The organism is Mycolicibacterium neworleansense, from assembly GCF_001245615.1.
In the GTDB taxonomy this organism is placed as follows: domain Bacteria; phylum Actinomycetota; class Actinomycetes; order Mycobacteriales; family Mycobacteriaceae; genus Mycobacterium; species Mycobacterium neworleansense.
On sequence record NZ_CWKH01000003.1, the window covers coordinates 193,830 to 206,508 of the forward strand.

Genomic DNA, 12,679 nt, shown 5'->3' on the forward strand with positions numbered 1-12,679 from the left:
TCAGGCCTCCATGTGCGGATAGGCGTGGTTGGTCGGCGGTACGAACGTCTCCTTGATGGAGCGGGCCGAGGTCCAGCGCAGCAGGTTCAGTGCGGAGCCGGCCTTGTCGTTGGTGCCCGAGGCCCGGGAGCCGCCGAACGGCTGCTGGCCGACGACCGCGCCGGTGGGCTTGTCATTGACGTAGAAGTTGCCTGCCGCATTGCGCAGCCGGTCGGCGGCGGTCCGCACCGCGGAACGGTCGTCGGCGATGACCGCCCCGGTCAGGGCGTAGCGGGCGCCGGTGTCGACGACGTCCAGGATCCGCTCGTAGTCCTCGTCCGGGTAGACGTGCACGGCCAGGATCGGACCGAAGTACTCGGTGGAGAACGCCTCGTCGGTCGGGTCGTCGGACAGCAGGACGGTGGGCCGCACGAAATAGCCCTCGCTGTCGTCGTATTCGCCGCCCGCGGCGATGGTGACGCCTGCGGCACTCTTGGCCCGCTCGATCGCCGCGACGTTCTTGGCGAAGGCGCGTTCATCGATCACGGCTCCGCCGTAGTTGGTCAGGTCGGTGACATCGCCGTATGTGAGGTCCGAGGTGGCCGAGAGGAAGTCGTCGCCCATCTGGTGCCATACCGAGCGCGGGATGAAGGCCCGGGAGGCCGCTGAGCACTTCTGGCCCTGGTAGTCGAAGGCGCCGCGAATGAGGGCGGTGCGCAGCACATCCGGGCGGGCCGAGGTGTGGGCGACAACGAAGTCCTTGCCACCGGTTTCGCCGACCAGCCGTGGATATGTGTGGTAGCGGTCGATGTTCGTGCCGACCGCACGCCACAGGTGCTGGAACGTGGCGGTCGACCCGGTGAAGTGGATGCCGGCCAGTCGCGGATCGGCCAGTGCCACATCCGAAACCGCGATTCCGTCGCCGGCCACCAGGTTGATCACCCCGGGCGGCAGGCCGGCGGCCTCCAGCAGTTGCATGGTCAGGTAGGCCGCGAAGGTCTGGGTGGGTGAGGGTTTCCACACCACGGTGTTGCCCATCAGGGCGGGCGCGGTGGGCAGGTTGCCGGCGATCGCGGTGAAGTTGAACGGTGTGATGGCATAGACGAAGCCCTCGAGCGGCCGGTGGTCGGTACGGTTCCACACCCCGGGGCTGCTGATCGGCTGCTGGGCCAGGATCTGGCGGGCGAACTCGACGTTGAACCGCCAGAAGTCGATCAGCTCGCAGGGCGCGTCGATCTCGGCCTGATAGGCGGTCTTGGACTGGCCGAGCATGGTGGCCGCGGCGATCTTCTCCCGCCACGGTCCGGACAGCAGGTCGGCCGCGCGCAGGAACACCGCGGCGCGCTCGTCGAACGGCATCGCCGCCCAGTCACTCTTGGCGGCCAGTGCGGCGTCGATCGCCGCGCGGGCGTCTGCGTGTTCGGCGTTGGTGAGTGTGCCAAGCCGCGCGTTGTGGCAGTGCGGCTGCACCACGTCGATGCGAGCGCCGCTGCCCATGGTGTGTCTGCCACCGATGACGTGCGGCAGGTCGATCGGGGCGCCGGTCAGTTCGCCGAGCGCGGTGGTGAGCCGGGCGCGTTCCGCCGAGCCCGGGGCGTAGTCATGGACCGGCTCGTTGGCCGGCGACGGCACGTCGGTGATGGCATCCATACGTCAAGAATCCCCGACGTGACCCACGCAACATTTGTCCATATACACAAGCCTCACCGGCAGTATCAGTAGAATCGGACAACATGCGCACCACCGGCGTCAGCCTGGGACAACTGCTGCTGGCGCTGGACGCCACGCTGGTCCGGCTGGTGCAGGCACCGCGCGGCCTGGATCTGCCGGTGGCCTCGGCCGCGCTGATCGATTCCGACGACGTGCGGCTGGGCCTGGCGCCGTCGGCGGGCGCTGCCGATGTGTTCTTCCTGCTGGGCGTCTCCGAAACCGAGGCGCTGCGCTGGGTCGAACACCAGAATGTGCGCCGGGCCCCCGCGGCCATCTTCATCAAAGAACCGTCGAGTGCCGTCGTCGAGCGTGCGGTGGCCGGCGGCACCGCAGTCGTCGCCGTCGACCCGCGGGCCCGCTGGGAGCGGCTCTACCGGTTGGTCAACCACGTCTTCGAGCACCACGGCGACGGCGCGCTGCACGATTCGGACACCGACCTGTTCGGCCTGGCGCAGTCCGTGGCCGAGCGCACGCACGGCATGGTCAGCATCGAGGACGCCCAATCCCACGTGTTGGCCTATTCGGCCTCCAGCGACGAGGCCGACGAGTTGCGGCGGCTGTCGATTCTCGGCCGGGCCGGGCCACCGGAGCATCTGGCCTGGATCGCGCAATGGGGCATCTTCGATGCGCTGCGGTCCCGGCCGGAGGCGGTGTGGGTGGCCGAACGCCCGGAACTCGGGCTGCGGCCCAGGCTGGCGATCGGCATCTTCGCCCCCGCCGTCGACGAGCGTCGGGCCGCAGCCTTCGTCGGCACGATCTGGGTGCAGCAGGGCAGTCGCCCGTTCGCCGACGACGCCGAGGATGTGCTGCGCGGAGCCGCGGTACTGGCCGCGCGCATCATGGCGCGGCTGGCGGCGGCCCCGTCGACGCATGCCGTGCGGGTCCAGGAACTGCTTGGGCTGGGCGAGGCGGATGCGCCGGTCGAGGTGGAACTCATCGCCAGGGAACTGGGTGTGGCGGCCGACGGCCGGGCCGCGGTGATCGGTTTCGACGGCGGCGCCCCCGGTACTCGCCTGGCCGATGTCCTGGCATTGAGCGCCAGCGCTTTTCGCCACGACGCGCAGATGGCATCGGCGGGGTTCCGCGTCTACGTGTTGTTCCCCAGCACCGGCAAGGCCGTGACGTCGTGGGTGCGGGGCACCGTGGCCGCCCTGCGGGCCGAGTTGGGTCTGCAGTTGCATGCGGTGGTCGCCGGCCCGGTGGCCGGGTTGTCCGGTGCCGCCGCTGCCCGCGCCGATGTGGACCGGGTGCTCGACACCGCCGAACGTCATCCGGGAACGCTGGCGGCGGTCACCTCCCTTGCCGAGGCGCGCACCACGGTGCTGCTCGACGAAATCGTCACCGCGATCGCGGCCGACGAGCGGTTGATCGATCCGCGGGTGCGCACACTGCGCGCCGACGAGCCGGTGCTCGCCGAAACCCTGGGCGTGTACCTGGACTGCTTCGGTGACGTGGCTGCGGCCGCGCTGCACCTACATGTCCACCCCAACACCGTGCGCTACCGGATCCGCCGGGTCGAGCGGCTGTTGGGCGCCTCACTCAACGATGCCGATGTGCGGCTGCTGCTGTCGTTGAGCCTGCGTGCCACCATGTGAGCCTGTCCATCGTTCGGTTGACAGACGAATCAGCCGTGAAGTCGTCGCGGGCAGGCGCCCAGAGGGGCACCGTAGGGGTATGACTACCGAAGCGGTTCAGCAGGAATCCGAGCATCCGTATCTCAGCGGGAACTTCGCACCGGTGCATGACGAGGTCACGGTCACCGACCTCAAGGTCACCGGGACGATCCCGGACTATCTCGACGGGCGCTATCTGCGCACCGGACCCAATCCGCTGCGGGCTCCCGATCCGCAGCGCCATCACTGGTTCCTCGGCGACGGCATGGCGCACGGGATCCGGCTGCGTGACGGCGCGGCGACCTGGTACCGCAACCGCTGGGTGCGCTCGAGCTCGGTGTCGCGGCTGCTCGGTGAGAAGTGGGCCGGCGGCGCGCACACTGCAGGATTCGATTTCCCGGCCAACACCAACATCATCGGCCATGCCGGCAAGACGTTGGTGATCACCGAGGCTGGGGCGCGGCCCTACGAGCTCACCGAGGAACTCGACACGGTGGGCCCGTCTGACTTCTGCGGCACGCTGTTCGGGGGATTCACCGCACACCCCAAGCACGATCCGAAAACCGGTGAGCTGCATGCGGTCACGTATAACCCGCTGCGCGGCAACCTGGTGAGCTATTCCGTCACCGGGGTGGACGGTAGGGTGCGGCGCACCGTCGACATCGCCTTGCCCGCGCACACGATGATGCACGATTTCACGCTGACCGAGAAGTATGTGGTGATCTATGACCTGCCGGTGGTGCTGGACCTGACGACCATGGTCAAGAGTGCACCGGCGCGGGCCGCGGCGCGGTTGCTCACCGGGTTCGCCGCCCGGCACGCGGCACCGGACTTCGTGTTGCGCGCGGCGATGCGCGGATCGGAACGGGCCGCATTGCCGACGACATCGATGCCCTATCGGTGGGCGCCGGAGCACGGTGCCCGCGTCGGTGTACTGCCGCGCGAGGGCTCGGCGGCCGACATCCGGTGGTTCGACGTGGCACCGTGCTACGTGTTCCACGCCCTCAACGGTTACGACCAGACCGGGCCGGACGGCGAGCAGGTGGTGCTCGATGTGGTGCGGCACCCGGCGGTGTTCACCACCGGCGACCGGCTGTTCACCGATTCGATCACGTTGGCGCGCTGGACCATTGATCTTGGCTCCGACCGTGTGCACGAGCAGCAACTCGACGACTCGGTCCAGGAGTTTCCCCGCATCGATGACCGGCTCACCGGCCGCCGGCACCGGTACGGCTACACCGTCAGCCTGCCGTCGGACCCCGATGCGGCACCGGCCGCGATCCTGCGTCATGACCTGCGTGACGGCGATGTGGAGCGGATCGATTTCGGGCCCGGACGTGAGCCCGGGGAGTTCGTCTTCGTCCCGTCCGGACCGGACGCCGACGAGAACGACGGCGTGGTGATGGGATTCGTCTACGACCGTGCCGAGAATCGCAGTGATCTCGTGCTGCTCGACGGGCAGAGCCTGGCACCCGTTGCCACCGTGCACATTCCGGTCCGGGTTCCGCACGGCTTCCACGGCAATTGGGTGGCATCCGAAAGCCCGTCCGCCCGTTAGCATCGGCAGATGACCGAAACCGGTCCGGCCACGCCCCCGGATTCGAGGCCCACCGTCGGTGCACCGTCGGACTGGCACTGGATGTGGGAGACCTACGTCTGCGGGCTGTGCATCGCGGCGATCGTCGCTGTCGTGCTGTTGCGGCACACGCTCGGCGGCAACGTACCGCTGGCCTGCGGTGCACTCATCACGATGGTCGTGATCGTTCTGATGTTCGGCCGCAATGTGATTCACGATGCGGATCCCATCGTCGGCCCGGTGCGGGCGCGCACCGCGATGTTCGTGGCGGTGATGATCGGCCTGTGGCTCGTCGCGCTGTTGGCGGCGGCGCCTGCGGTTGCGGCAATCCCGGCGCTGTATCCGCTGATCTTCGCCACGTTGCCGCTGGCGGCGGCGTTGACGCTGACGTTCCTGGTCACCCTGGCACCGTTGGGTCTGGCCGTGGCCAGCCATGGGCTGGGGTGGCCTAGCCTGCCGGCCGTGGCGGCGGTGACGCTGGTGGGCGCGGTGGCGGCACCGATCATCGGCACCACGATCATGACCACGATGCGCCAGCGGCAGCAGTTGGCCGAGACGGTCGCCGAGCTGGCGGCCAGCCGGGCCCAGGCCGCCGAGTTGTCCCGCAAGGCCGGGGTGGCGGCCGAGCGCGAGCGGCTGGCCCGGGAAATCCACGACACCCTGGCTCAGGGGTTCACCAGCATCGTGGCGCTCGCACAGGCGGTGCAGGCCGAGAACGAGACCGATCCGGCCGCCGCCGCCCGCCACGTCGAGCTGATCCGCAGCACCGCGCGGGACAACCTGGCGGAGGCCCGGACGATGGTGACCCGGCTGACCCCCGCCGCGCTGGAAGAAGGTTCGCTGCCCGCCGCGCTGCGCCGCCAGGCCGAGGGCTTGGCCGCCGAGACCGGCATCGTCGTCGACGTGCGGATCGACGACGACCTGCCGCAACTGGGCATGGCCACCGACGTCGTGCTGCTGCGCAGCGCGCAGGAGGCGATGGCGAACGTGCGCAGGCATGCCCACGCCAGTGAGCTGAGGGTGCGGTTGGAGCCGGCCGCCAACGGGGTACGACTTTCCCTGTCCGACAACGGTATCGGCTTGCGGCCCGATCACGCCGACGGATTCGGACTGCGCGGCATGCGGGCCCGGCTGGATCAGGTCGGCGGAACGTTGACGCTGTCCACAGCCGAAGGCGGCGGCGTGCGGGTCGACGTGGCGGTGCCGGCATGACCACCGTGCTGCTGGTCGATGACCATCCGGTGGTCCGGGAGGGGCTGCGCGGCATGATCGAGGCCGAGGAGGACCTGACCGTGGTCGGTGAGGCCGGCTCCGGAACTGAGGCGATCGGACTGGCCCGGACGCTGCGCCCCGATGTCATCCTGATGGATCTGCGGATGCCCGGGATCGACGGCGTCGCTGCCACCGCCCGGATTCTGGCCGACAATCCGTCGACGCACATCGTCGTGGTCACCACCTACGAGAGCGACACCGACATCCTTCGTGCCGTCGAGGCCGGGGCGACGGGCTATCTGCTCAAGGACGCGTCCCGCGCCGAGTTGGCCCGGGCGGTGCGCGACGCCGCGCTGGGCAAGACGGTGCTCGCCCCGGGGCTCGCCGACCGCTTGGTGAACGCGGTCCGGGCACCGTCGGTGACGCTGTCGGCGCGCGAGGCGGAGGTCCTGGCGTTGGTGGCGAAGGGCGCCACCAACGCCGATGTCGGCCTGGCCCTGCACATCAGCGAGGCCACGGTGAAGACGCACCTGCTACGCGCGTTCCAGAAGCTCGGGGTGTCCGACCGCACGGCGGCGGTCACCACAGCGATGTCGCTGGGTTTACTGGGCTGACAGACGCTGGACGGCGGCGGCGATGCGCTCGTCCGTCGCCGTCAGCGCGATCCGCACGTACTGGGCTCCGGCCGGGCCGTAGAACTCGCCCGGTGCGGCGAGGATCCCGCGTCCGGCCAGCCATTTGACGGTGTCGCGGCAAGGCTCGCCGCGGGTGGCCCACAGGTACAGGCCCGCCTCGGAGTGCTCGACGGTGAACCCGGCTACCTGCAGGGCGGGCAGCAGCACCGCGCGGCGCTTCGCGTACCGCTCGCGTTGGACGGCCTCGTGCTCGTCGTCGTCGAGAGCGGCCACCATCGCGGCCTGCACCGGCGTCGGCACGATCATTCCGGCGTGCTTGCGCACCGCGAGCAGTTCTGCCACCACGGCGGGGTCTCCGGCGACGAATCCGGCGCGGTAGCCGGCCAGCGAGGAGGTCTTGGACAGCGAGTGCACGGCCAGCAGCCCGGTGTGGTCACCGTCGCTGACCGATGGGTGCAGCACGCTGAGCGGCTCGGCGTCCCAGCTCAGGCCGAGGTAGCACTCGTCCGAGGCGATCAGCACGTCACGTTCGCGGGCCCAGGACACCACCTTGCGCAGGTGGTCGACGCCGAGGACACGGCCGGTCGGGTTGCTCGGCGAGTTCAGGTAGATCAGCGCGGGACGCTGCGGACCCAGCTGGGTCAGCGAATCGGCGCGCAGCACCTGGGCCCCGGCCAGCAGGGCGCCCACCTCATAGGTGGGGTAGGCCAGCTCGGGGACGACGACGGTATCGCCGGCGCCGATCGCCAGCAGCGTGGGCAGCCAGGCGATCAGCTCCTTGGTGCCGATGACCGGCAGCACTGCATCCGGCGCCAGCCCGGTGATGCCGTACCGGCGTCGTAGTGCCGCCTCGGCGGAGGCACGCAGTGCCGGCGTACCGGCGGTCGTCGGATAGCCCGGGGCGGAGCTGGCGGCGGCCAGCGCATCCCGGATCACCGGCGCCACCGGGTCTACCGGAGTGCCTACCGAAAGGTCGACGATTCCGTCGGGGTGCGAGCGGGCCAGAGCCGTGACGTCGGCCAGGGTGTCCCAGGGGAACTCTGGCAGTACCGCCGAACGACGCTGTCGCACCACGTCAGTCTCGAAGCCGGTTTCGACCGTGCTCAGTCCTCGGCCTTGGCCGGCAGGTCCTTGATGACCTGCGGGTCATTGTCGGTCTGGCCGACCTTGGAGGCGCCGCCGGGCGAGCCCAGTTCGGAGAAGAAATCAGCGTTGGCCTGCGCGTAGCTGCTCCACTGGTCCGGGACGTCATCTTCGTAGTAGATGGCCTCGACCGGGCAGACGGGTTCGCATGCGCCGCAGTCCACACACTCATCGGGGTGGATGTACAGCATGCGTGCACCCTCGTAGATGCAATCGACCGGGCACTCCTCGATACATGCCTTGTCTTTGACGTCGACGCAGGGTTCGGCAATGACGTACGTCACTGATGTCTCTCCTGTCCAGTGGGCTGCTGGGCTCGGTGTTCGGGACTCTGATGAGTCGACGTCACAGTATGCGTTGCCCATACTTGGACGTTCGTCTCAGTGTGCCCTAACTTCACGCACCACACATTTAAGGGTGGCGCGTAGTAACAGATACTAAACGTCGCAGATACCCCTCGCCTAGTCGCCACGACCTACAACTTCACTGCGGCAATGTCATACAACTAGTTGCATAGGACCGCCGGTCCCACTTACCCTGCCGACATGGGGCTGGCCTATCCGAACCTTCTGTCACCGTTGGACCTCGGGTTCACCACACTGCGCAATCGCGTGGTGATGGGGTCGATGCACACGGGCCTGGAGGATCGTGCCGGGGACACCGCCAAGCTGGCCGAGTATTTCGCCGAGCGGGCGCGCGGTGGCGTTGGGCTGATCATCACCGGCGGCTACGCGCCGAACAAGACCGGCTGGCTGCTGCCGTTCGCCTCACAACTGGTGTCGTCCTCGGAGGCGCGGCGCCATCGCCGGATCACCGGCGCCGTGCACGAGGCCGACGGCAAGATCCTGCTGCAGATCTTGCACGCCGGACGCTATGCCTACCATCCACTTTCGGTGAGCGCGTCGGCGATCAAGGCCCCCATCAACCCGTTCCGGCCACGAGCCTTGCGCGATGTCGAGGGCACCATCGGCGATTTCGTGCGCTGCGCCCTGCTGGCCCGCGAGGCGGGCTATGACGGTGTCGAGATCATGGGCAGCGAAGGCTATCTGCTCAACCAGTTCCTCGCGCCGCGCACCAACAAGCGCACCGACGCGTGGGGCGGCACCCCGGAGAAACGCCGCCGCTTCCCGGTCGAGATCGTGCGCCGGGTGCGTGAGGCGGTGGGCTCCGATTTCATCATCTGCTACCGGATGTCGATGGCCGACTACGTCGAGGACGGCCAGACGTGGGACGAAATCGTCGCGCTGGCAACCGAAGTCGAGGCAGCCGGAGCAACGATCGTCAACTCGGGGTTCGGCTGGCACGAGGCACGGGTGCCCACGATCGTCACATCGGTGCCCAACAGCGCGTTCGTCGACATCAGCAGTGCGCTGGCCGAGCACATCTCGATCCCGGTGGTGGCCTCCAACCGGATCAACATGCCGCAGACCGCCGAACAGACCCTGGCCGATACCCACGTCCAGTTGATCTCGATGGCCCGGCCCTTCCTCAGCGATCCCGACTGGGTCCTCAAGGCCGCCGAGGAGCGGGCCGACGAGATCAACACCTGCATCGCCTGCAATCAGGCCTGTCTCGACCATGCCTTCGTCCACAAGAAGGTCTCGTGCCTGCTCAATCCGCGGGCCGGGCGGGAAACCACGCTGGTACTCAGCCCGACGCGCCGCGCCCGGTCGGTGGCCGTCGTCGGCGCCGGACCCGCGGGACTGTCCGCCGCCGTCAGTGCCGCCCAGCGCGGCCACCAGGTGACACTGTTCGAGGCGGGATCGGCCATCGGCGGCCAATTCGACTTGGCCAGAAGGATTCCCGGCAAGGAAGAGTTCAACCAGACCATCCGCTACTACACCACGATGCTGGCCAAGCTCGAGGTCGATGTGCGGCTGGGCGTCCGGGCCGGGGTCGAGGATCTGGCCGGCTTCGATCATGTTGTGCTGGCCAGCGGGGTCACCCCGCGGCTTCCCGCCATTCCCGGCATCGACCATCCGAAGGTGCTCACCTACGCACAGGCCATCACCGGCGCGCCGGTGGGCAAGTCGGTCGCGGTGATCGGTGCCGGCGGAATCGGTTTCGACGTCAGTGAATTCCTCACCACCGATGAATCCCCGACACTCAACCTCAAGGAATGGAAGGCCGAGTGGGGTGCGGCCGATCCCCAGGAGGCACGCGGTGCACTGACCACTCCCCTGCCCGCCCCGGCCGTCCGCGAGGTGTATCTGCTGCAGCGCACCAAGGGCGCACAGGGCCGCAACCTGGGGAAGACCAGCGGCTGGGTCCACCGTGCGTCACTGAAAGCCAAAGGGGTGCATCAGCTTTCCGGCGTGAATTACGAGCTGATCGACGACGAGGGCCTGCACATCAGCTTCGGCGCCGAGCGTCGCGACCGGCGGGTGCTCCCCGTCGACAATGTGGTGATCTGCGCGGGGCAGGAATCGGTGCGCGATCTCGAGGATGGCTTGCGCACCGCCGGCATCGAGCCGCACATCATCGGAGGCGCCGCGGTCGCGGCCGAACTCGACGCGAAGCGGGCCATCAAGCAGGGCACCGAATTGGCCGCGCGTCTGTAGGTCCGCTAGGCGCGGGTGTCGATGACCTGCTGGGCGACGTCGATGAGCTTGGTGTTGCTTTCCTGCGACAGGCGTCTGAGCAACTCGAAGGCTTGGATGTCGTCGATCTGGTAGCGCTCCATGATGATGCCCTTGGCCTGGCCGATGCGATCGCGGGTCGACAGTGCCGATGTCAGCTGCTCGGTATGCCTTCCGGCCAGCAGCGCGGCGGCGGCGTGCGCGGCGAGCACCGTCCCGATGGTCTCGGCCTCGGAGTCCCACGCCCTGGGCTGGAATCCGAACAGGTTGAGCGCGCCGGCCGTGCGGTCAGCGGTGTAGAGCTTGAGGGACAGGCCGCTCAGAACGCCGATCTCGATAGCGACTTTCGAGTAGCTCGGCCAGCGTGTCTCCTCACGGAAGTCGTCCGTGCGTACCACCACGTCGTCGAGTGCGGCCTGCATACACGGCCCCTCTTGAAACGTCATCTGCAGCTCATCGAGGATATGTGGCAGATCACTGGTCCCCGCCAACGATTCGAACTTGCCGCCAGCTGCGACCAGCAGCACCCCGGCCGTGTCCACACCCGCGATCAGCTCAGTGGCCGTGGCAGTGACGTCGGCCAAAATCTCGTCGACCGTGCGTGGAGTGGCAACCGTGCGGGCGAGGTCCGCCATGCGCACAGCCAAGTCGTGCCTCGATAACTCGGCCATGCGGTCAAGGATTCCCACGCGGGCGTCAATACACACGTGTTTATCGCGTCAGCCTGGGGGCAACCTCGTTGACTAGGTGAGAGCCATGGTCGACCATCGCCCTCGCCGAGGTCTCGTCGGTTCAGACATCGTGCCGGCGGGGCCGCCTGATCGGGCATTGTCACGCTGGAGCAGCGACGGAGCTTGAGCGCCACTCCAGCGTGACAAGGGCAGTCCAGGTAAGCGTCAGGCCTGCTTGAGCGCCTCGATCTCGAGGGTGATGGTGACCTTGTCGCCGACGACGGTGCCGCCGGTCTCCAGCGGCATGTCGATGTCGATGCCGAAGTCCTTGCGGTTCAACACAACCGAGGCCTCGAAGCCTGCGACTGCGCCCTGCCCCATACCGGGGTTCACGCCGTTGAACTCAAGCTTGAGCGCCACCGGCTTGGTCACGCCCTTGAGGGTGAAGTCGCCGTCGACGATGTAGTCGTCGCCATCGGGACGCACGCCGGTGGAAACGAAGGTGGCGGTCGGGTAGTTCTCGGCGTCGAAGAAGTCCGCGGAGCGCACATGCGCGTCGCGCTGCTCGTTGCGGGTGTCGATGGAATTGACGTCGATGGTGGCGCTGACCGACGGGGTGCCGTCCTCGGCCACGGTGATCGCGCCGCTGAACGTCTGGAAGCTGCCACGAACCTTGCTCACCATGAGGTGGCGGACCGAAAAGTTGATCGATGAATGCACGGGGTCGATGGCCCAGGTGCCTGCGGTCAGGTCGGTGGCTACTGCGACGGTCATGGTGTCTCCTTGTTGGTTCGAGAGCCGGTCGCTCCGGCACCTTCACCGAGGATAACCGGACCGTAGTCCGATTCAATTCCCGATTTTCCGGATTTTTTCCTCAGTCCTGAGGACAGCAGTGCATCATGCACAGGTCAGCAATTTGCACATCTGTCAATTTTAAGATCGGAACTACTGGTATGCGCCTACTCAGCCTGACGCTGGCCTGTGTCGCAGCAACAACCGGCCTCATCACAGCACCCATGGCCGGCGCCTATCCGAGTTGCGCCGCGGCCCGCGCAGCCGGCGCCGCTCCCCTTTATGCAGGCCAACCCGGGTACAGCTCAAAGCTGGACCGCGACGGCGACGGCGTCGCTTGCGAGACGGGCGGCGGTTCTGCATCCGGCGGTGGAAGCCTTCCGCTGTATGGCGGATACGGCAGCGCTCCGGCCGCAGCCGGGCCGGCCACACAAGCGCCGGCGGCTCCCGCCACCACCGGCGGCTACACCACCGTCGTCACCTGGACGGGCGCGAATTGCATCGACATCACGGCGCCATCCGGTGCCGCGGGCACGCTACAGACCGCCTCGCACTGCGGCGGCCGGGCCCAGTTGTTCAGTAACGGCGTCGGCGACCAGATGGTCGGTGCCGATCCGGTCATCGGCGAGGCCGGCAGTCTCTCCTGCGAGATCCTCGACGGGCTGCTGGTGGACTCGGGAACCGCGGGCGACGGACACGACGTGACCTGCTTGACCCGCGCGAGCGCACTGTCGTAGCTCGCGAGCGTGCGCGGAATGCCCACATTTGG

At 68.0% G+C, this 12,679-nt stretch carries 11 protein-coding genes; 6 read left to right on the forward strand and 5 right to left on the reverse strand.

Going from position 1 to position 12,679, the window contains the following annotated elements; all coding sequences use genetic code 11:
• On the reverse strand, positions 1–1,629 hold the full coding sequence (gene pruA / locus BN2156_RS25380; RefSeq protein WP_090517776.1) for an L-glutamate gamma-semialdehyde dehydrogenase: 1,629 nt from the start codon (positions 1,627–1,629) through the stop codon (positions 1–3).
• An 83-nt stretch (positions 1,630–1,712) separates the two neighbouring features.
• Here pruA and BN2156_RS25385 point away from each other — a divergent pair, with 83 nt between their 5' ends.
• The 4 genes from BN2156_RS25385 to BN2156_RS25400 all read left to right on the forward strand — a co-directional run bounded on the left by BN2156_RS25385 (position 1,713) and on the right by BN2156_RS25400 (position 6,704).
• Positions 1,713–3,284, forward strand: a complete 1,572-nt coding sequence (locus BN2156_RS25385; RefSeq protein ID WP_090517777.1) for a PucR family transcriptional regulator — start codon at positions 1,713–1,715, stop codon at positions 3,282–3,284.
• A gap of 79 nt (positions 3,285–3,363) precedes the next feature.
• Complete coding sequence (locus tag BN2156_RS25390; protein WP_090517778.1) at positions 3,364–4,860, forward strand: carotenoid oxygenase family protein; 1,497 nt, start codon at positions 3,364–3,366, stop codon at positions 4,858–4,860.
• Between the two features lie 9 nt (positions 4,861–4,869).
• Positions 4,870–6,090, forward strand: a complete 1,221-nt coding sequence (locus BN2156_RS25395; protein WP_235625497.1) for a sensor histidine kinase — start codon at positions 4,870–4,872, stop codon at positions 6,088–6,090.
• Positions 6,087–6,704: a response regulator gene (locus BN2156_RS25400; protein WP_090517779.1), complete on the forward strand. Its 618-nt coding sequence runs from the start codon at positions 6,087–6,089 to the stop codon at positions 6,702–6,704. Before BN2156_RS25395 ends, BN2156_RS25400 begins: the two co-directional genes overlap by 4 nt.
• On the opposite strand, the gene dapC is transcribed toward BN2156_RS25400, so the two are convergent.
• Positions 6,693–7,799 (reverse strand): succinyldiaminopimelate transaminase, encoded by a 1,107-nt coding sequence (dapC, locus tag BN2156_RS25405; protein WP_090517780.1) that lies wholly within the window; start codon positions 7,797–7,799, stop codon positions 6,693–6,695. The two genes, BN2156_RS25400 and dapC, sit on opposite strands and share 12 nt — an antisense overlap.
• A 29-nt stretch (positions 7,800–7,828) precedes the next feature.
• Positions 7,829–8,152 (reverse strand): ferredoxin, encoded by a 324-nt coding sequence (gene fdxA, locus BN2156_RS25410; protein ID WP_003882174.1) that lies wholly within the window; start codon positions 8,150–8,152, stop codon positions 7,829–7,831.
• Positions 8,153–8,413: 261 nt separating this feature from the next.
• Between fdxA and BN2156_RS25415 the strand changes: the two genes are divergently transcribed.
• Complete coding sequence (locus tag BN2156_RS25415) at positions 8,414–10,429, forward strand: NADPH-dependent 2,4-dienoyl-CoA reductase (RefSeq protein ID WP_090517781.1); 2,016 nt, start codon at positions 8,414–8,416, stop codon at positions 10,427–10,429.
• Positions 10,430–10,434: 5 nt separating this feature from the next.
• On the opposite strand, the gene BN2156_RS25420 is transcribed toward BN2156_RS25415, so the two are convergent.
• A complete protein-coding gene (locus tag BN2156_RS25420; protein WP_090517782.1) occupies positions 10,435–11,118 on the reverse strand; it encodes a GAF and ANTAR domain-containing protein in 684 nt (227 codons plus the stop codon).
• Positions 11,119–11,343: 225 nt separating this feature from the next.
• Positions 11,344–11,892: a YceI family protein gene (locus tag BN2156_RS25425; protein WP_090517783.1), complete on the reverse strand. Its 549-nt coding sequence runs from the start codon at positions 11,890–11,892 to the stop codon at positions 11,344–11,346.
• Positions 11,893–12,071: 179 nt separating this feature from the next.
• On the opposite strand from BN2156_RS25425, the gene BN2156_RS25430 reads away from it, so the two are divergent.
• Positions 12,072–12,647 (forward strand): excalibur calcium-binding domain-containing protein, encoded by a 576-nt coding sequence (locus tag BN2156_RS25430; RefSeq protein ID WP_090517784.1) that lies wholly within the window; start codon positions 12,072–12,074, stop codon positions 12,645–12,647.
• Positions 12,648–12,679: the final 32 nt, after the last annotated feature.